The sequence below is a fragment of the Microbacterium sp. 1.5R genome (assembly GCF_001889265.1).
In the GTDB taxonomy this organism is placed as follows: Bacteria; Actinomycetota; Actinomycetes; order Actinomycetales; family Microbacteriaceae; genus Microbacterium.
Map to the genome: position 1 here is coordinate 2,389,023 of NZ_CP018151.1, position 17,491 is coordinate 2,406,513.

The 17,491-nt window shown below is 69.3% G+C and carries 17 protein-coding genes; 11 read left to right on the forward strand and 6 right to left on the reverse strand.

Going from position 1 to position 17,491, the window contains the following annotated elements; all coding sequences use genetic code 11:
• The first annotated feature begins 25 nt into the window (after positions 1–25).
• Genes BMW26_RS11430 through BMW26_RS11440 form a run of 3 tightly spaced genes read left to right on the forward strand, consistent with a single transcriptional unit; the run spans position 26 to position 2,795 of the window.
• A complete protein-coding gene (locus tag BMW26_RS11430; protein ID WP_053096984.1) occupies positions 26–859 on the forward strand; it encodes a purine-nucleoside phosphorylase in 834 nt (277 codons plus the stop codon).
• Entirely contained in the window at positions 856–2,526 is a 1,671-nt protein-coding gene (locus BMW26_RS11435) for a phospho-sugar mutase (protein ID WP_072591531.1), read from the forward strand. Before BMW26_RS11430 ends, BMW26_RS11435 begins: the two co-directional genes overlap by 4 nt.
• Positions 2,527–2,531: 5 nt before the next feature.
• Complete coding sequence (locus BMW26_RS11440) at positions 2,532–2,795, forward strand: HPr family phosphocarrier protein (protein WP_072591532.1); 264 nt, start codon at positions 2,532–2,534, stop codon at positions 2,793–2,795.
• Positions 2,796–2,803: 8 nt separating this feature from the next.
• Here BMW26_RS11440 and BMW26_RS11445 read toward each other — a convergent pair whose 3' ends face one another.
• Positions 2,804–4,726 (reverse strand): BglG family transcription antiterminator, encoded by a 1,923-nt coding sequence (locus BMW26_RS11445; RefSeq protein WP_056280070.1) that lies wholly within the window; start codon positions 4,724–4,726, stop codon positions 2,804–2,806.
• Positions 4,727–4,891: 165 nt separating this feature from the next.
• On the opposite strand from BMW26_RS11445, the gene BMW26_RS11450 reads away from it, so the two are divergent.
• The 8 genes from BMW26_RS11450 to BMW26_RS11485 all read left to right on the forward strand — a co-directional run bounded on the left by BMW26_RS11450 (position 4,892) and on the right by BMW26_RS11485 (position 12,621).
• Positions 4,892–5,209 carry a PTS sugar transporter subunit IIB gene (locus tag BMW26_RS11450; RefSeq protein ID WP_053096993.1) on the forward strand — a complete coding sequence of 106 codons (318 nt, stop codon included), beginning with the start codon at positions 4,892–4,894 and terminating at the stop codon, positions 5,207–5,209.
• Positions 5,206–5,487, forward strand: a complete 282-nt coding sequence (locus tag BMW26_RS11455) for an HPr family phosphocarrier protein (protein ID WP_053096995.1) — start codon at positions 5,206–5,208, stop codon at positions 5,485–5,487. Before BMW26_RS11450 ends, BMW26_RS11455 begins: the two co-directional genes overlap by 4 nt.
• Positions 5,484–7,169, forward strand: a complete 1,686-nt coding sequence (gene ptsP / locus BMW26_RS11460) for a phosphoenolpyruvate--protein phosphotransferase (protein WP_072591533.1) — start codon at positions 5,484–5,486, stop codon at positions 7,167–7,169. The genes BMW26_RS11455 and ptsP overlap by 4 nt, the downstream gene beginning before the upstream one ends.
• Positions 7,166–8,800, forward strand: coding sequence for a PTS mannitol transporter subunit IICB (locus BMW26_RS11465; protein WP_053096997.1), 1,635 nt, complete (start codon positions 7,166–7,168; stop codon positions 8,798–8,800). The genes ptsP and BMW26_RS11465 overlap by 4 nt, the downstream gene beginning before the upstream one ends.
• A gap of 67 nt (positions 8,801–8,867) precedes the next feature.
• Entirely contained in the window at positions 8,868–9,299 is a 432-nt protein-coding gene (locus BMW26_RS11470; protein WP_072591534.1) for a PTS sugar transporter subunit IIA, read from the forward strand.
• Complete coding sequence (locus BMW26_RS11475) at positions 9,299–10,456, forward strand: mannitol-1-phosphate 5-dehydrogenase (protein ID WP_072591535.1); 1,158 nt, start codon at positions 9,299–9,301, stop codon at positions 10,454–10,456. The genes BMW26_RS11470 and BMW26_RS11475 overlap by 1 nt, the downstream gene beginning before the upstream one ends.
• Before the next feature lie 85 nt (positions 10,457–10,541).
• Positions 10,542–11,861 (forward strand): flavin-containing monooxygenase, encoded by a 1,320-nt coding sequence (locus BMW26_RS11480; RefSeq protein ID WP_072591536.1) that lies wholly within the window; start codon positions 10,542–10,544, stop codon positions 11,859–11,861.
• Positions 11,862–11,871: 10 nt separating this feature from the next.
• Entirely contained in the window at positions 11,872–12,621 is a 750-nt protein-coding gene (locus BMW26_RS11485; protein WP_082297854.1) for an alpha/beta hydrolase, read from the forward strand.
• A 19-nt stretch (positions 12,622–12,640) separates the two neighbouring features.
• On the opposite strand, the gene BMW26_RS11490 is transcribed toward BMW26_RS11485, so the two are convergent.
• The 5 genes from BMW26_RS11490 to BMW26_RS11510 are packed head-to-tail and all read right to left on the reverse strand — an operon-like array spanning position 12,641 to position 17,490.
• The gene (locus BMW26_RS11490) at positions 12,641–13,498 is read right to left on the reverse strand and encodes a carbohydrate kinase family protein (RefSeq protein WP_053097007.1); all 858 of its coding nucleotides are present in this window, start codon (positions 13,496–13,498) and stop codon (positions 12,641–12,643) included.
• A gap of 29 nt (positions 13,499–13,527) precedes the next feature.
• The gene (locus tag BMW26_RS11495) at positions 13,528–14,631 is read right to left on the reverse strand and encodes a polysaccharide deacetylase family protein (protein ID WP_072591537.1); all 1,104 of its coding nucleotides are present in this window, start codon (positions 14,629–14,631) and stop codon (positions 13,528–13,530) included.
• 3 nt (positions 14,632–14,634) lie between these two features.
• The gene (locus tag BMW26_RS11500) at positions 14,635–15,750 is read right to left on the reverse strand and encodes an adenosine deaminase (protein WP_072591538.1); all 1,116 of its coding nucleotides are present in this window, start codon (positions 15,748–15,750) and stop codon (positions 14,635–14,637) included.
• Between the two features lie 52 nt (positions 15,751–15,802).
• Entirely contained in the window at positions 15,803–17,095 is a 1,293-nt protein-coding gene (locus BMW26_RS11505) for a thymidine phosphorylase (RefSeq protein WP_056280056.1), read from the reverse strand.
• On the reverse strand, positions 17,092–17,490 hold the full coding sequence (locus BMW26_RS11510; protein WP_042536471.1) for a cytidine deaminase: 399 nt from the start codon (positions 17,488–17,490) through the stop codon (positions 17,092–17,094). Before BMW26_RS11510 ends, BMW26_RS11505 begins: the two co-directional genes overlap by 4 nt.
• Position 17,491: the final 1 nt, after the last annotated feature.

Below are 17,491 nucleotides of genomic sequence, written 5' to 3' on the forward strand. Positions count from 1 at the left end.
GCCTGCACCTTCCTAGAGTGGATCCATGTCTGAAACACACAGCAACCCCCTCGACGACCCGAATGCGAACCCGTTCGAGGTCGCAGCCGACGCAGCCGCCGACATCGCGCGCCTGACCGGAGTCGAGAAGCACGACATCGCCCTGACCCTCGGCAGCGGCTGGGGCAAGGCCGCCGACATCATCGGCGAGACCACGGCGACCATCCCCGCCACCGAGGTCACCGGCTTCTCGAAGCCCGCTCTCGAGGGCCACGTGGGCACCCTGCGCAGCATCCGCACTCCCGATGGCAAGAACGTCCTCGTCATCGGTGCCCGCACCCACTACTACGAGGGCCACGGCGTGCGCCGTGTCGTGCACTCGGTGCGCACCGCCGCGGCCACGGGCGCCAAGATCATGGTGCTGACGAACGGCGCCGGCGGAGTGCGCGAGACGTGGACTCCCGGCCAGCCCGTGCTGATCAGCGACCACATCAATCTCACGGCCGACTCCCCTCTCGAGGGCGCGACCTTCATCGACCTCACCGACCTCTATTCGACGCGTCTGCGCGACATCGCCCGGAGCGTCGACCCCACGCTCGACGAGGGCGTGTACACGCAGTTCCGCGGCCCGCACTACGAGACGCCGGCCGAGGTGCAGATGGCCAAGCACATCGGCGGACACATCGTGGGAATGTCGACAGCGCTCGAGGCGATCGCCGCTCGCGAGGCCGGCATGGAGATCCTCGGGTTCTCGCTCATCACCAACCTCGCCGCCGGCATCCAGAAGACGCCGCTCAGCCACGCTGAGGTCATCGAGGCCGGTCGAGAGGCCGAACCGGTCATCTCGGCGCTGCTGGCCCGAGTGGTCGAGGCGCTGTGAACGACGAGCGTCTCGCGCAGGCGCGCGCGTGGATGAGACAGGACCCCGATCACGAGACCCGCGACGAGCTGGCCGTGGTCATCACGCGGGCAGCCGATGGCGACGAGTCGGCCGCCGCCGAACTCGATGATCGTTTCAGCACCCGACTCGCGTTCGGCACCGCCGGTCTCCGCGGAGCCCTGGGGGCCGGCAGCAACCGCATGAACCGCGTGCTCGTCGCGCAGGCGGCCGCCGGGTTCGCCTCATACCTGCGCGAGAAGTCGCACGGCCGCACGCCGACCGTGGTGATCGGCTATGACGGACGCCGCAACTCCCGCGTGTTCGCGACCGACTCCGCCGAGCTGTTCGCCGGAGCAGGGCTGCGCGCGATCCTGCTGCCGAGACTGCTGCCCACGCCCGTGCTCGCGTTCGCGGTGCGTCACCTGGGCGCGGATGCCGGTGTCATGGTGACCGCGTCGCACAACCCGCCGAACGACAACGGATACAAGGTCTATCTGGGCGGCGCCGATCAGGGCTCGCAGATCGTCGCACCCGCCGATGCCGAGATCGCCGCGCACATCCAGCGGGTCGCCGATGCGGACGACGTCACGTCGTTGCCTCGCTCCACCGACTATGAGACGGCCGGCGAAGCCGTGGTCGACGCGTACGTCGCCGCGACAGCGGCGGTCGCTCCCGCACCAGCCGGCGCGTCCGATCTGCGCTGGGTCTACACCGCCATGCACGGGGTCGGCTGGGAGACGCTGTCGAAGATCGTCGCGGCCGCCGGATACCCTCAGCCGATGGTCGTCGGAGAGCAGCTCGAACCCGACGCGACGTTCCGCACCGTCTCGTTCCCCAACCCGGAGGAGCCGGGGGCGATGGACCTGTCCTTCGCCCGGGCTCGCCGCGTGCAGGCGGACTTCATCATCGCCAATGATCCGGATGCCGACCGACTCGCCGTGGCGATCCCGGACGCGTCGTCGGAGGGCGGATGGCGGCGACTCACCGGCAACGAGGTCGGGCTCCTCCTGGGCGCTCGCGCCGCCAGGGCCGCCGAGGGCACGCCGGGTGCATCGCTCGCGTGCTCCCTGGTCTCATCGCCCGGCCTCGGCGCGGTCGCCGCCCATCACGGGCTCGACTTCCACGAGACGCTCACGGGCTTCAAATGGATCTCCCGCGCCCCCGGCATCGTCTTCGGCTTCGAGGAGGCACTCGGCTACCTCGTGAATCCCGAGACCGTGCGCGACAAGGACGGCATCTCGGCGACCGTGGCGATCCTCGGACTCGCCGCCGAGGCGCACGAGCGCGGACGCTCTCTCGCCGACCTGCTGTCCGAGCTCGGTGACACGTACGGTCACTTCGCCAGCGGTCAGGTGTCGGTCCGCGTGCAGGACCTCTCGGTCATCGGCACCGTGATGCTCTCGCTGCGCACGCTGCCGCCGACGCACTTCGGCAGCCACGCGATCGCCTCCGCGGAGGATCTGCTGCACGCCGACGCAGGGCAGCCCTCGGGCGACGTGCTGCGGTATCGACTCACGGACGGCTCGCGCATCATCGTCCGTCCGAGCGGCACCGAGCCGAAGCTCAAGGTCTACATCGACGCGGCCGCGGACTCCGCAGAGCGCGCCACCGCGACGGTCGCCGAGCTCGAGGCCGCGGTGCGCCTGCTCCTGGAAGAACGCTCGTAGGCCGCATGCCGAGAAGACATGTCGTGATCAGCGCGCACAACGGGGTGCACGCGCGCCCCGTCGCCGAGCTCGTGCGGCTCGTGCAGGCGCATTCGCACGCGGTGACCCTGCGGACGTCGTCGGGCGCGGTCGTGGACCTCAGCAGCGTTCTCGCGCTGATGGACCTCGCACTCGCGCCCGGCGATGCCGTGGTGCTCGAGACGGCGGACTCGGCCGGCGCCGACGCCGTGCTCGACACCCTCGCCGGCGTCCTCGACCCTCGGGGCTGACCCGGCCGTCACCCGTCGATGACGGCGACGAGCTCGTCGAGGAACGCCTCGAAGGTGGTGCCCCGGCGGAGGATGCGCTGCACGCTCTCCCGTTCGCTGAACACCTCGACGAGCTGCTCGAACACCGTCTGGAACGCGGCGCGGTCGCTCTCGCTGAAGGCGGCGAGAGCGACCACCTGCACGCGTCCCTCACCCCACGCTGCCGACCCGTCCGTCACGCCGATCGCGATCGCGGTGCGCGTGGCGGTCATCTGGAGCGCGTGCGGCACCGCGAGCGCGTCTGTGAACGCCGTCGACGACATCCGTTCGCGGAGGATGGTGTTCTCGACGTAGTCGTCACCGATCAGCCCCGCATCCACGAGGAGACCGCCCAGTCGCCGGATGATCGCCTCCTCCCCCGCATCGGGCAGCGGATAGACGAAGGCGTCGGCATCGAAGTATCGCGCGAGCTCGCCACGGAGCCTGGTGAGGCGTCGGCCTCGCCGGACGCGTGCCGCGGCCTGCTGGATCCGGTCGACATCGGCATCCGTGAGGAACGGCTGGATGCGGACGAAGCGATCGCCGGCAGCGCCCGGCTCGATCGTGCTGAGCACCAGGTCGGTGTCGAACGACGCCCAGTCCGGGTCGACCTTGGTGATGACGCTGGTCACCTCGATCGCGGACCCGAGCGAGCGGTCGACGCTCGATCGGAGCAGCTCGTGCAGCTCGTAATACCCCGGGCACACGATGGTCGCGGTGAGGATCGACTCGGCCTTGCGGCTGCGCTCGAGTCGTCCGCCGACGTGCATCGCGATGTAGGCGATCTCGTCGTCGTGGATCGGCGTGCCGAGGCGATCGTGCAGTCCGCTGGCGATCGAGACCGCGACCTCGAAGATCATCGGATACGAGGTCTTGAGCGAGCGGGTGAGCGGATTGCGGGTCAGCGCGCTCTCCTCGGCGCGACGCATCAGGTTCTGCACGTGCAGGGCGAGGCGCAGCACGAAGGTCTCGTCGACCAGGTCGACTTGGAAATCCTCCGCCGCCCTCGCGATCTCCGCACGCACGGCCGCCTCGACACCCGGGTCCACGCCGCTGCGGGCGACATCGCCCGCAGCGTCCTCCCCCGGAGCCACGATGCGCGTGAGGACGAGGGACGCGAGATGCCCGCTGTCCCCGTCGCCCAGCGCGACCGAGAAGTGCTGCTGGGCGAGCCGGGCGATCACAGCCCCGACCCGCGGGATCTCCTCCCGCGCACCGGCAGGACCGGCTTCGAGCGCGTGGCCGGCCGCAACCCTCTCGGCGGCGATCGCGATGTGCAGAAGGACATCGGAGATCGCGAGCTCGTTGACGTAGTAGCCCTGTTCTCCGAGTTCGCGCACGAGCTCGGACTTGAAAGGCCCGACGGCGTCGGCGGCGATGACTCCTCCGGCGAGCGCTCGGCGGAACGTCTCGGGGTGGAACGACGCGGCATCCATCTCGTCATGTGCGAGTCGCGACAGCAGACGACGCTGTGCCGCCTCGTTGCCTCGCAGTCGCACGATCTCGCGGTCTCTCTCGAGTGCGAGATCGGTGCCGTCGAGCAGTGTGCGGACGCGGGCGAGGTCCGCCTCGAGAGTGGCTTCGCTCACATGGAGCGCACTGGCCGTGGCGAAGACGTCGACACCTTCCGGCACATCGAGCAGGGTGCGGACGAGACCGTGCAGTCGGTCACGCGGGGCGGAGTCGCCGCTCTGACGCGTGCGCAGTGCGTCGCGAGCCCCCGACCCGGCGCGGTATCCCGCCGGGCCCGACTCGACGGCATCCGCTCCACCGGTTCTCGCGTTCAGCGCGGCGACGTACGAGCGGATGCTGCGCGGGGTGACCCCGAGCTGATCGGCGAGACTGGCGGCCGTCACCCACTCGCCCTGACGGAGCAGGGACGACAGGAGTTGATCCTGACGCTGTCGCGACATGATGCTCCCTCCTCCGTGCCGACCGCACTGTCCTGACGTGACTTCCATGATGTCAGCAAGCGGGGAGCGGTGCTCCGAAACCGAGGTTCCGCAGGGGCGGAAAGGAACCTGTTGGCGAGCACACCCCCCTTGTTCCCAGACTGTTCTCAGGAAAGGTGAGCATCGATGAAGATCCTCGTGGTGTGCGGCGCTGGCGCGTCGAGCACGTTCGTCGCGCAACGACTCCGCCGGGCGGCTTCCGAAGCCGGCCTCGACTGGGACGCCGCAGCCGGCATGGAGCAGTCCGTCGCCGGCAGCGACCACGACCTCATCCTCATCGGCCCTCATCTCGCCGATCGCCTCGAGGCGATCCGCCAGGCGGCGCCCGCTCAGGTGGCCGTGCTCCCCGACGACGTCTTCGCCGATCGGGACGGCACCCGCACGCTGGCACTCGCACAGTCGATCGTCTCCAGCGCCAGGAACACCCCGAAAGGAACATCATGACCGTCTCCCGCACCGTCCGCATCGGCTCATCCCATGGACTCCACGCCCGTCCGGCGAAGCTGTTCGCACAGGCGGCGAAGGACTCGGGGATTCCCGTGACCATCGCGAAGGACTCGGGGAAGGCGGTCAACGCGGCCAGCATCCTCGGCGTGATCGCACTGGCGATCGAGCACGGCGACTACGTCACGCTGACGGCCGACGGCGACAGCGCGGAAGGCGTGCTCGACACGCTCACCGAGCTGCTCACGACCGACCATGATCAGGACGCCGGAGTATGAGCGAACTGCGTGGAGTCGGCATCGGTCTCGGAGTCGCCCAGGGCGTCGTCGTCCGGATGACCGAGGCGCTGCCCGCCCCGGAGAACACCCCCAGCGGTCAGGGAGCCGACACGGAGCGCACACGTGTCCGCGAGGCCGTGACGGCCGTCGCACAGGAGCTGACGGCCCGCGGCGAGGCCGCCGGCGGCTCGGCCCAGGAGGTGCTCGAGGCGCAGGCGATGATCGCCGAGGACCCGACGCTGCAGGACGAGGTCGACGCACGCATCGACGACGGCGCGACGGCCGAATGGGCCGTGCATGACGCGTTCGCCGGTTTCCGGGCGACGCTCGAGGCGGTCGGGGGCTACCTCGGCGAGCGCGCCGCCGATCTCGACGACATCGCGCAGCGGGTGCTCGCCCGACTTCGCGGCGTGGATGCGCCCGGGGTCCCCGACCCCGGGCATCCGTTCGTCCTCGTCGCTCGCGACCTCGCCCCGGCCGACACCGCGCTGCTGAACCTCGATCAGGTGCTCGCCCTCGTCACCTTCGACGGCGGACCCACCTCGCACACCGCGATCCTCGCCCGCGAGAAGGGCATCGTCGCGATCGTCGGAGCGGCATCAGCCTCGGAGCTCGCGACCGGCAGCCCGGTCATCGTCGACGCCGCAGCCGGAATCGTCACCGTCGATCCGACCGACGACGAGAAGGCGCGCGCCGAGCAGCGCGCCGCCGCCCGCCGCTCGGCGGATGCCGCACCACTCACTCCCGGCGCCCTCGCCGACGGCACGCCGATCCCGCTGCTGGCGAACCTGGGGAAGCCTGCAGACGCATCCGATGCCGTCGAACGCGGGGCCGAGGGCGTCGGGCTGTTCCGCACCGAGTTCCTGTTCCTCTCGTCGGCGCAGGCGCCGACGGTGCAGCAGCAGCGAGAGTCCTATCGGGAGCTGCTCGCGGCCTTCCCCGGCAAGAAGGTCGTCGTGAGGATGCTGGATGCCGGCGCCGACAAGCCGCTGGCGTTCCTCAACGACGCGCACGAGGAGAACCCGGCCCTGGGCCTGCGGGGGCTGCGTGCTCTGCGGGCGAGCGAGGACATCCTGCGCGAGCAGCTGACGGCCCTCGCCGAAGCGGATGCCGCGACCGAGGCGGACCTCTGGGTCATGGCGCCGATGGTGGCGACCGTCGAGGAGACGCAGTACTTCACCTCGCTCGCCCGGGAGTACGGCCTGAAGACCGCCGGTGTCATGGTCGAGATCCCGTCCAGTGCGCTGCTCGCCGACCGGATCCTCGCGCACGCCGACTTCGCCTCGATCGGCACGAACGACCTCACGCAGTACACGATGGCCGCCGACCGTCTACTCGGCTCCGTCGCGGCGTTCCAGGATCCGTGGCACCCCGCCGTGCTCCGTCTCATCCGTGAGGTCGGCACGGCAGGTGCCCGGCTCGGCAAGCCGGTCGGGATCTGCGGTGAGGCCGCCGCCGATCCGATGCTCGCCGTCGTGCTCGTCGGGCTCGGCGCGACGAGCCTCTCCATGGCGCCGTCCGCCCTGGCGGACGTGCGTCACACCCTGTCGCAGCACACTCTCGACGAAGCCCGCAACTTCGCCGAACTCGCACTGGCGGCGGACGACGCCGCCGGTGCTCGCCTCGCCGTGGCTGACGCCGCGGCACCCCTCCCCCCTCACCAGAAAGAGACGACATCATGACGACGACGTCACCCGCCGCCACGAAGGCAGGCGGCCTCCGAACGGGCGTGCAGCGCTTCGGCACGTTCCTCTCGGGCATGATCATGCCCAACATCGCCGCGTTCATCGCGTGGGGATTCATCACGATGCTCTTCATCCCGGCCGGATTCTTCGGGTCCGAGAGCCCGTTCGGCTGGCACTGGGCCGGTGTCGCCGAGACCATCGGCGGCGGCGGCGATTCCGCAGTGGTCGGCTGGCAGGGCGCCATGACCGCGGTGGCCGAAGGCGCCGACGGCAACATCTTCGCGTACGTGGGCCTCGTCGGACCGATGGTCACGTACCTGCTGCCGCTCCTCATCGCCAACACCGCGGGCCGCATGGTCTACGGCGAGCGCGGTGGAGTCGTCGCGACGATCGCGACGATGGGTGTCATCGTCGGCACCAACATCCCGATGTTCCTCGGCGCGATGATCATGGGGCCGCTCGCGGCCTGGATCACCAAGCAGATGGACCGGATGTGGGACGGCAAGATCCGCCCCGGCTTCGAGATGCTGGTGAACAACTTCTCGGCCGGCATCCTGGGCATGATCCTCGCGATCGTGGGATTCTTCGCCTTCGGTCCCGTGATGCTCGGCATCAGCGCGGTTCTCGGCGGTGCCGTCGACTGGCTGGTCGCGCTGAACCTGCTGCCCCTCGTGTCGATCATCGTGGAGCCCGCGAAGGTGCTGTTCCTGAACAACGCCATCAACCACGGCGTGTTCACTCCGCTCGGCATCGAGCAGGCGGCCGAGACCGGCAAGTCGATCCTCTTCCTGATCGAGGCGAACCCCGGTCCCGGCCTCGGTCTGCTGCTCGCGTTCTCGTTCTTCGGCGTCGGTGCGGCCAAGGCGTCTGCGCCCGGAGCGGCGATCATCCAGTTCTTCGGCGGCATCCACGAGATCTACTTCCCGTACGCGCTGAGCAAGCCGACCACCATCCTCGCCCTGATCGCGGGTGGCGCGGCCGGTGTCACGACCAACATGGTGCTCGGAGGCGGCCTGGCGTTCCCGGCAGCCCCCGGCAGCATCATCGCCGTGACCGCGGCCGCCGTCGGCCCCGGCGTCCCGAACCTGCTCGTGGTCTACCTCTCGGTGATCATCGCCGCGGTCGTCACGTTCCTCATCACCGGCGTCATCCTGCGGGCATCCCGCAAGCGCGACCTCGAGGCCGAGGGCGACAGCTTCGGCGACGCGATCGCACAGACCGAGGCGAACAAGGGCAAGTCCTCCGCCGCGATGGACGCCCTTCGCGCCTCGTCGGGTACGGGAGCTGCCGGAGCAGCCGCTGCGGCTGGCACGGGCGTCGCCACGGACCGTCGCATCGAGAACATCGTGTTCGCCTGCGACGCCGGAATGGGATCGTCGGCCATGGGCGCGAGCGTGCTGCGCAACAAGTTCAAGAAGGCAGGGGTCGAGGGCGTCACCGTCACGAACCAGGCCATCGCGAACCTCGACGGCAGCGCCGACCTGGTCATCACCCAGCAGCAGCTGACCGACCGGGCGAAGGCGCAGTCGCCGAACTCGGTGCACGTGTCCGTCGACAACTTCATGAACTCTCCGAAGTACGAAGAGGTCGTCGAGATGGTGCGCGAACAGCGCGACACCGACGCGTGACAGACCAGGCGGGGCGGGTGCTGCGGCATCCGCCCCGCCTCCACATACTCAGAAAGAAGGAATCACCATGAGCGTTCTCACCCCCGATCAGGTCCGCATCCACTCCGGAAGCAGCACGCAGGAGGAAGCCCTCCAGGAGGCGACCGACATCCTCGTCGCGGCAGGCGCCGTCACCCCCGCCTATGTCGACGCGATGCGTCAGCGCGAGCAGACGGTCTCGACCTACATGGGCAACGGTCTGGCGATTCCGCACGGCACGAACGACGCCAAGGATGCGATCCTCGGATCCGCGCTGTCTGTCGTCCGCTACGACGGCGGAGTCGACTGGGACGGGGAGGCCGCGACGTTCGTCGTCGGCATCGCCGGCCGTGGCGACGAGCACCTCGAGATCCTCTCGCAGATCGCGATCCTGTTCTCCGATGAGGACGACGTCGCGAAGCTCAACGCGGCGCAGACGCCCGACGAGCTGTACGCCCTGCTCTCGGCGGTGAACGACTGATGAAGGCCGTGCACTTCGGCGCGGGCAACATCGGCCGCGGATTCGTGGGGCTGCTCCTGCACGAGGGCGGATACGAGGTCGTGTTCTCCGATGTCGCCGACGCTCTCGTCGACGCCATCAACGCCGTCGATTCGTACACGGTGCACGAGGCCGGACCCGGCGGCACCGACCACGTGGTGACCGGCTTCCGGGCGGTCAACAGCAGGACCGATCCGGATGCAGTGGCCGACGAGGTCGCGACCGCCGATGTGGTCACGACGGCGGTCGGACCGACCGTGCTGCGCTTCGTCGCCCCCACGATCGTCGCGGGCCTCGCCCTGCGCCCTGCCGGAGCCGCTCCCCTGCAGGTCATGGCCTGCGAGAACGCGATCGGGGCGACGGACACCCTCCGGGCGGAGATCGAGAAGGCGGCGGGCGCGGACGCCGAGGAGCTGCTGTCGCGTGCGGTGTTCGCGAACACCGCCGTCGACCGCATCGTCCCCGGTCAGCCCGCAGACGGCGGCGTCGACGTCACGGTCGAGCCGTACTTCGAGTGGGCGATCGAATCCCAGGCCTTCGGCGGCGCGCTGCCGAACATTCCCGGCGCTCATTTCGTCGACGATCTCGCCCCGTACATCGAGCGCAAGCTCTTCACGGTGAACACCGGCCACGCTGCCACGGCCTACTTCGGCGCACGGGCCGGCATCGAGCGCATCTCCGACGCCCTGGCCGACCCCGACATCGTCGCACGCGTCTCGGCCGCTCTCGAGGAGACCTCCGCGGTGCTGGTCGCCGAACACGGGCTCGACCCGGCCGAACTGGCCGCGTACCGAGCGACGATCCTCGAGCGGTTCCGCAATCCGGCGCTCGTCGACACCGTGCAGCGGGTCGGCCGTCAGCCGTTGCGCAAGATCTCCCGACACGAGCGCTTCATCGGACCGGCGGCGATGGCTGCCGAGAGAGGGCTCTCCACGATCGCGCTGGTCGGCGCGGTCACCGCAGCCCTCGAGTTCGAGGATCCCGATGACGAGCAGGCGGTCGAGCTGCAGCAGCTCCTGCACACGGAGGATGCGCTGGCGTTCACCTCGTCCGCAACGGGGCTCGACCCCGAGCATCCGCTGTTCCCGGCGGTCCGCGACGCAGTCGTCTCCCGTCAGACAGCACTGAACGCCTCCTGACGACGTCGCACGCCGTGTTCTGCGCCCTCTGCCGATACGATCGGCGGAGGGCGCAGTGGCGAGCACAGCGAGGTGCGGGAGCAGCATGAACAGATACGCCGTCATCGGTGCAGGTCCGTCGGGCCTCGCCGCTGCTCGGGCGCTGACGAAGCGCGGTATCGGGATCGACGGATACGAGGCCTCGACCGGCGTGGGCGGCCTGTGGGACATCGACAACCCCCGCAGCACGATGTACGAGTCTGCGCATCTGATCTCGTCGCGCACGACGACCGAGTTCGCCGAGTACCCCATGCGTTCGACCGTCGACTACCCCGGCCATCGGACGCTGCGACAGTACTTCGAGGACTATGCCGAGCACTTCGGTCTCACCGGGCTCTTCCGGTTCGAGACGACCGTCACGCGGCTCGAGCCGCGGGACGACGGCTGGGATCTCACGAGCTCGGGGCCCGACGGCGAAGAGACCCGGTGGTACGCCGGCGTCGTGCTCGCGAACGGCACGCTCGCCGAACCGAACGTGCCGACCTTCGCCGGAGAATTCAGCGGCGAGCTCATGCACACGAGCGAGTACAGGTCGGCCGCACAGCTCACCGGCCGGCGTGTGTTGCTGATCGGAGCGGGGAACTCGGGGTGCGACATCGCGGTGGATGCCGTGCACCACGCCTCCTCGGTCGACATGAGCGTCCGCCGCGGCTATTACTTCGTCCCGCGCTATCTGTTCGGCAGGCCGAGCGACACCCTGAATCAGGGCCGTCCCCTGCCCGCGCGCGTCAAGCAGGCGGTCGACAGCCGGGTGCTCCGGGCGTTCACCGGCGACCCTGCGCGCTTCGGTTTCCCGAAGCCCGACTACCGCATCCACGAGGCTCATCCGATCGTCAACACGATGATCCTCAATCACCTCGGGCAGGGGGACCTGCGTATCCGCCCCGATGTTGAGCGCCTCGACGGCACGACCGTGCGCTTCCGGGACGGGACGTCCGACGACTACGATCTGCTCCTGCTCGCGACCGGATACCGGCTCGACTACCCGTTCGTCGACCCACAGCACCTGCACTGGAGCGGCGCGGCACCACGGCTGTTCCTCCACGTCTTCCCCGCATCGTTCAACGGTCTCTTCGTGATGGGCATGATCGAGGCGTCCGGCATCGGCTGGCAGGGGCGGTACGAGCAGGCGGAGCTGCTGGCCGCATACCTGGACGCGGCGGAGAACGATCCGCCTCGGGCGGTGCGATTCCGCGATCGGGTGACCTCCGAGCCGTGGCCCGATCTGACCGGCGGCTACCGATATCTGCGCCTCGACCGCATGGCCTACTACGTGAACAAGGACGCATATCGGGGTGCGGTGCGACGCGAGCGATCAGCGCTCGAGCGGCCGCACCCCGAGCACGCTCACATCCGCACCCCGTAACGTGGGGCGAGTGCAGAAGAAGCGTGGTCGTCGTGTCCTGAAAGTGATCCTCTGGGGAGTCGTCGGCGTCCTCGTGATCGGCATCGTCGGAATACTCGCCTGGAGCCAGATCGGCGTCATGTCGGCCGAGAAGGATCCGCTCGCCAGCGTCGAGGACAACTCCGCCATCCATGTCGAGGACACCGAGCAGGGGATCGTGCTCACCCCGGCCGACGGCGAATCAGACCTCGGCCTGGTGTTCGTGCCCGGTGCGAAGGTCGATCCGTGGGCGTACGCACCGATACTGCAGAGCCTCGCCGAAGAGGGCGTCACGGTGGTGATCACCCGCCCGTGGCTGAACCTCGCGTTCTTCGATCTGCGCGGTCTCGACTCCTTCACCTCTGCGGCCCCCGACATCGATGACTGGGCGGTCGGCGGACACTCGCTGGGCGGCGTGCGCGCGTGCCAGCTCGCCGCGGATGCCGAGGCACTCGTGCTGTTCGGCTCCTACTGTGCGACGGACGTGTCGGACACCGATCTCGCCGTTCTCAGCATCTCGGGCAGCGAGGACGGACTGTCGACGCCCGAGAAGATCGCCGATGCTCGTGACCTCCTGCCGGCCGACGCCGAGATGGTCGAGATCGAGGGAGCGTCGCACGCGTCGTTCGGCGACTACGGGCCCCAGGCCGGTGACGGCGAGCCGACGATCTCGAGCGACGAGATGCACGCACAGGTCTCTGAGATCCTCGATGCCTTCATGGCGGACGTCGCCGCGCGCTGAGCAGCGTCGACTGCTCCGCTCAGCCGATGACGGGGTCGAGCAGCGGATGCAGGTGCCGTGTGCCCAGCACGGATGCCGCCGCGCGTGAGCCCGCAGCGAGGGCGTCCGGAACGCAGGCCCCCGAGAGCCGGGCATCGAGGACGCCGGCCAGGAACGCGTCGCCCGCGCCGTTGGTGTCGACGACATCGACCGGCACGGCTGCGACACGGTGTTCGGTGCCGTCTGCGTCGATCGCGACCGCCCCGTCGGCGCCCAGGGTGCACACGGCGAGCGAGGCGCCGCCAGCGACGCATGACCGGAGGAAGCGCACCGGGTCGGCCAGACGGTCGGCGTTGCAGAACACGGCCTGCGCTGCAGCGAGGAAGGGCCGGTGGAACTCGGATTCGCCGTCGTAGTCGTGCACGTCGACCCAGATCGGGCGCCCGGTCGCGACGGCCGCGGGGAGGAGTCGCAGCGGCTCGGCCGCGAGGTCGAGCACGATCACCTCAGCGCCGCTCATCGCGGTGTGCAGAGCTGAGTCATCTCTCCCGTCCGTCGCCGAGGGGGACGCGAGATACAGCGAGACTCGCTTGCCCTCGCGGGTCATGAGGTTCAGATGGCGCTCGGTGGCGTCGCCCGTTCCCCACCGCGCACGCACACCGGCATGTGCGAGCGCATCGCGCACGCGGTGTCCCGGTTCATCCGCCGCGGTGAGGGCGTACAGCAGAGCGGAGCGCCCGAGCGAGGCGAGCGTGAGGGCCTTCCCCGCGCTCGTGCCGCCGACGGTCTCCCAGGTCTCCTCGGCGAACTGCATGTGCGGCACCGGCTCAGGCAATCGATCGAGCACGACGATCGAGTTCCACGATGCCGGTCCGGCTATGAAGACGGTGGCGGTCATGAGTACATCCTGCCGTCCGAGACCCCGGTTCAGCCGATCCGCTTGATGAGCGAGTCCAACCCCATGCCGTAGTCGATCCGCACGACGGGCAGGGCGAGCTTGTCCGTGCCGATCTCGACATACCCGGGCTCGATGGTCCGCGCCATCTCGAACCCGGCCTGAGCGACGCCCTGCTTCGACGTGTCGTCGAAGTGACCGAACGGATACGCGATCACCTCGCGCACCCCGAGCACGTCGGCGGATGCGTTCAGATCGGCGGCGATCTCGTCCGCCGTCCAGTTCACCATCCGGCCCTTGCCGTTGTCGCCGGCCTGATGCATGTCGTGCGTGTGAGATCTGCGAAGGACGTACATCGACGGCGCGGGGTCCTGGCGGTCTGCGGTGATCATGAACGAGGTCGACAGCAGCCTGTGCGCATCGATCACCGGAACCGCGAGGTCGAACCAACTCTGGTCGGCGTCGTCGTCGGTGATGATCACCGAACGAGCAGGCAGCGACAGTCGACCGTCGATGAACGCGCTGAGCTCATCCCAGGTCGGCAGGTAGAAGCCCGTCGTCGCGATGTGGTTCATCTGCGCCTCGAAGTCGCCGATGTACGCGTAGTTGCCGCGGAGCCAGCCGGTCTCGCCCTCGGGGTTCGAGGTGAACTGGTGGTACATCAGGATCGGGACCTGCACGTCCGCCGCGGCATTCGCCTCGGGCGTCGTCCACGCCGCGAAGAGCTCGATCTGCTGATCGACGCACACGACGGGGTCGGCTCCGTTGATCCGCGCGGCGACCGTGCCCCCGGCGGCATCCGCTGCGGTCGAGTACCAGCCGGCGAACACCCGACCGTCCTGCGCCGGTATCGGAAGCGCCACGTACAGTGCGTCCTGCCGCTGCAGCATCGGTTCCTGCGGCGCACCGTCGCCGATGAAGCTCACCGCGCACGCGAGCGGGTCGCCGGCATCCGCGACGAGCTGCTGCGCGGGTGTCAGCGGACGCTCGATGGCGTCGCCGCCCGCTCGCGGCACGAGCACCTCGGGCACTCGGGTCGACCATGAGAAGGCCGCGACTGCACCGCCGACGACGATGACGACGGCGCTGACGATCACTGCGACGCCGATACGGCGTCGCTTCCCCCCGGAAGCCATGATCTAGATGTCGAATCCGTCGGCGATCATCTCGACAAGCTCCTCGCGCTCCTCGACGGGCAGAAAGGCTCCGGCCGCCGCGTTGAACTGGAAGGTCTCGAGATCGTCGAGATCGTACTCGAACGCCTCGACCAGGAGCGACAGCTCCCGGGTGAGCGAGGTCGCGCTCATGGTGCGGTTGTCGACGTTGACCGTCACGGCGAAGCCGAGCTGGTAGAGCAGGTCGAAGGGATGGTCGGCGAGCGTGTTGCCCCACGACGCGATCGCGCCGGTCTGCAGATTCGACGACGGGGACAGCTCGAGCGGGATCTCTCGGTCTCGCACCCAGCGGGCGAGGTCGCCGAACTGGACCTGTACCTCGTCGCCCTCCTGCGTGATGACCTGCAGGTCCTCGGCGATGCGCACGCCGTGGCCGAGTCGCAGCGCTCGCCCGTCGATGAGCGCCGAGCGGATCGAGTCCGGCCCGGCAGCCTCCCCCGCGTGGACGGTCACAGGGAAGAAGTTCTCCGCGAGGTAGTCGAAGGCGGCGCGATGGTTCGACGCCGGGAATCCGTCCTCGGGACCGGCGATGTCGAAGCCGACGACCCCTCGTCCGCGGAAGCCGACGGCGAGCTCGGCGATCTCGCGCGAGCGGTCTGTGTGGCGCATGGCGGTGATCAGCTGACCGACGCGGATGCTGTGGCCGTCGCGATCCGCGGCGTCCTCACCCTCCTCGATCCCCTGCTGCACAGCCTCGACGGTCTGCTCGAGGGTGAGCCCACGCGTGAGATGCTGCTCGGGCGCCCAGCGCACCTCGCCGTAGATCACGCCGTCGTGCGCGAGATCCTGCACGAACTCGCGAGCGACACGGGTCAGGCCCTCCTGCGTCTGCATCACAGCCGTGGTCAGCTCGAAGGTCTTGAGGTACTCCACCAGCGACCCCGAGTCGCCCTGCTTCGCGATCCACCTGCCGAGAGCGGCCGGCTTCGATTCGGGAACCTCGAGCCCGATCACATCCGCCAGCTCGATGATCGTCGAGGGTCGCACCGCGCCGTCGAGATGGTCGTGCAGCGACACCTTGGGAAGGCTGCGCAGGGATGCCCCCTGGATGGTGACATCGCCGTTCGCGTCGATCGACATGGGGATTCCTCTCGGTCGCGGATTCGCTCTGTTCAGGCTAGCGGTCGGCGGATCAGGCCGTGATGCGCTCCCGCACGATCGGCCCTGCGGCCGGAGCCTCGTCGCCGATCGCCCAGGACCCCTCGAGCGCCTCGAGAGCGCGGGGGAACCGAGCCTCGTCGGCTGCCGAGAGCGTGAACAAGGGCTGTCCGGCCGCTACTCGATCACCGGGCTTGGCGTGCAGGTCGATCCCGGCCTCGAAGATCACCGGGTCCTCAGCCCGCGCGCGCCCCGCACCGAGACGCCACGCCGCGATGCCGAACGGCAGCGCGTCCATCTGCGACACCACGCCGTCGCGGGGAGCCGTGACCACATGGGTCTCGCGGGCCGTGGGCAGCGGTGCGTCGGGGTCGCCGCCCTGAGCGCGGATCATGGCCTTCCACCCGTCCATCGCGCGTCCGTCGTCGAGAGCGGCCTCCACGTCGGCATCCGGCTGTCCTGCGAGCGAGAGCATCTCGCGCGCCAGGGCGATCGTCAGTTCGCGGACGTCGGCGGGTCCTCCTCCGGCGAGCACCTCGACGGACTCGCGAACCTCGTTCGCGTTGCCGATCGCGCGACCGAGCGGCACGTTCATGTCCGTGAGGAGGGCGGTGGTGGCGACGCCGGAGTCCGTGCCGAGTGCGACCATGGTGCGCGCGAGCTCGCGTGCCCGGTCGATGTCCTGCATGAACGCACCGGAGCCGAACTTCACGTCGAGCACGAGAGCGTCGGTGCCCTCGGCGATCTTCTTCGACATGATGCTCGAGGCGATCAGCGGGATCGCCTCGACGGTGCCGGTGACGTCGCGCAGCGCGTAGAGCTTCTTGTCGGCGGGCGCGAGGCCTGAGCCTGCCGCGCAGATCACGGCGCCCACATCGCCCTGCATCTGGGCGAACATCTCCTCGTTGCTGAGCGCGGCGCGCCAGCCGGGGATCGACTCGAGCTTGTCGAGCGTTCCGCCGGTGTGGCCGAGACCGCGACCGGAGAGCTGCGGGACCGCCACCCCGAAGACCGCGACGAGCGGAGCGAGCGGAAGAGTGATCTTGTCGCCGACGCCGCCCGTGGAGTGCTTGTCGACCGTCTTCTTGCCGAGGGTCGCGAAGCTCATCCGCTCCCCCGACGCGATCATCGCGTCGGTCAGCACGCGGATCTCGTCGCGCTCCATGCCGCGCTGGAAGATCGCCATCGCGAACGACGCCATCTGTGCGTCCGAGACGTAGCCGCGGGTGTAGGCGTCGACCATCCAGCGCAGCGCCTTCTCGGGCACCGCACCGCCGTCGCGCTTGGCACGGATCACATCGACGGCGTCGAAGGGCTCAACGCTCATCGGGCGTCCTCCAGGTCTCGGGGGCCGAAGGCGTCCGGCAGTACTTCGTCGATGGTCCGGATGCCGGAGACGGTCTCCAGCAGCATTCCGGGCATCGCGTGTTCGTAGAGCAGCTGACGGCAACGGCCGCACGGCATGATGGTCTGCCCGTCGTTGTTGACGCACACGAAGGCGACGAGCTGGCCGCCGCCCGACATGTGCAGGTCGCCCACCAGCGCGCACTCGGCGCACAGCGTCACCCCGTACGAGGCGTTCTCGACGTTGCAGCCGGCCACGATGCGGCCGTCGCCGACGAGCGCGGCGGCTCCGACCCGGTAGCGGGAGTACGGCGCATAGGCCTTGGTCATGGCGTCGGTCGCGACCTGACGGAGCTCGTCCCAGTCGATGTCTGTCATG

Excerpts from the sequence above, each read along its gene's own strand:
- BMW26_RS11505 (WP_056280056.1), bottom strand. The coding sequence starts at position 17,095 with ATGAGCGTTGAGCCCTTCGACGCCGTCGATGTGATCCGTGCCAAGCGC.
- BMW26_RS11440 (WP_072591532.1), top strand. The coding sequence starts at position 2,532 with ATGCCGAGAAGACATGTCGTGATCAGCGCGCACAACGGGGTGCACGCG.
- BMW26_RS11480 (WP_072591536.1), top strand. The coding sequence starts at position 10,542 with ATGAACAGATACGCCGTCATCGGTGCAGGTCCGTCGGGCCTCGCCGCT.
- ptsP (WP_072591533.1), top strand. The coding sequence starts at position 5,484 with ATGAGCGAACTGCGTGGAGTCGGCATCGGTCTCGGAGTCGCCCAGGGC.
- BMW26_RS11500 (WP_072591538.1), bottom strand. The coding sequence starts at position 15,750 with ATGTCGATCGACGCGAACGGCGATGTCACCATCCAGGGGGCATCCCTG.
- BMW26_RS11450 (WP_053096993.1), top strand. The coding sequence starts at position 4,892 with ATGAAGATCCTCGTGGTGTGCGGCGCTGGCGCGTCGAGCACGTTCGTC.
- BMW26_RS11490 (WP_053097007.1), bottom strand. The coding sequence starts at position 13,498 with ATGACCGCCACCGTCTTCATAGCCGGACCGGCATCGTGGAACTCGATC.
- BMW26_RS11465 (WP_053096997.1), top strand. The coding sequence starts at position 7,166 with ATGACGACGACGTCACCCGCCGCCACGAAGGCAGGCGGCCTCCGAACG.
- BMW26_RS11470 (WP_072591534.1), top strand. The coding sequence starts at position 8,868 with ATGAGCGTTCTCACCCCCGATCAGGTCCGCATCCACTCCGGAAGCAGC.
- BMW26_RS11475 (WP_072591535.1), top strand. The coding sequence starts at position 9,299 with ATGAAGGCCGTGCACTTCGGCGCGGGCAACATCGGCCGCGGATTCGTG.
- BMW26_RS11495 (WP_072591537.1), bottom strand. The coding sequence starts at position 14,631 with ATGGCTTCCGGGGGGAAGCGACGCCGTATCGGCGTCGCAGTGATCGTC.
- BMW26_RS11430 (WP_053096984.1), top strand. The coding sequence starts at position 26 with ATGTCTGAAACACACAGCAACCCCCTCGACGACCCGAATGCGAACCCG.
- BMW26_RS11445 (WP_056280070.1), bottom strand. The coding sequence starts at position 4,726 with ATGTCGCGACAGCGTCAGGATCAACTCCTGTCGTCCCTGCTCCGTCAG.
- BMW26_RS11455 (WP_053096995.1), top strand. The coding sequence starts at position 5,206 with ATGACCGTCTCCCGCACCGTCCGCATCGGCTCATCCCATGGACTCCAC.
- BMW26_RS11510 (WP_042536471.1), bottom strand. The coding sequence starts at position 17,490 with ATGACAGACATCGACTGGGACGAGCTCCGTCAGGTCGCGACCGACGCC.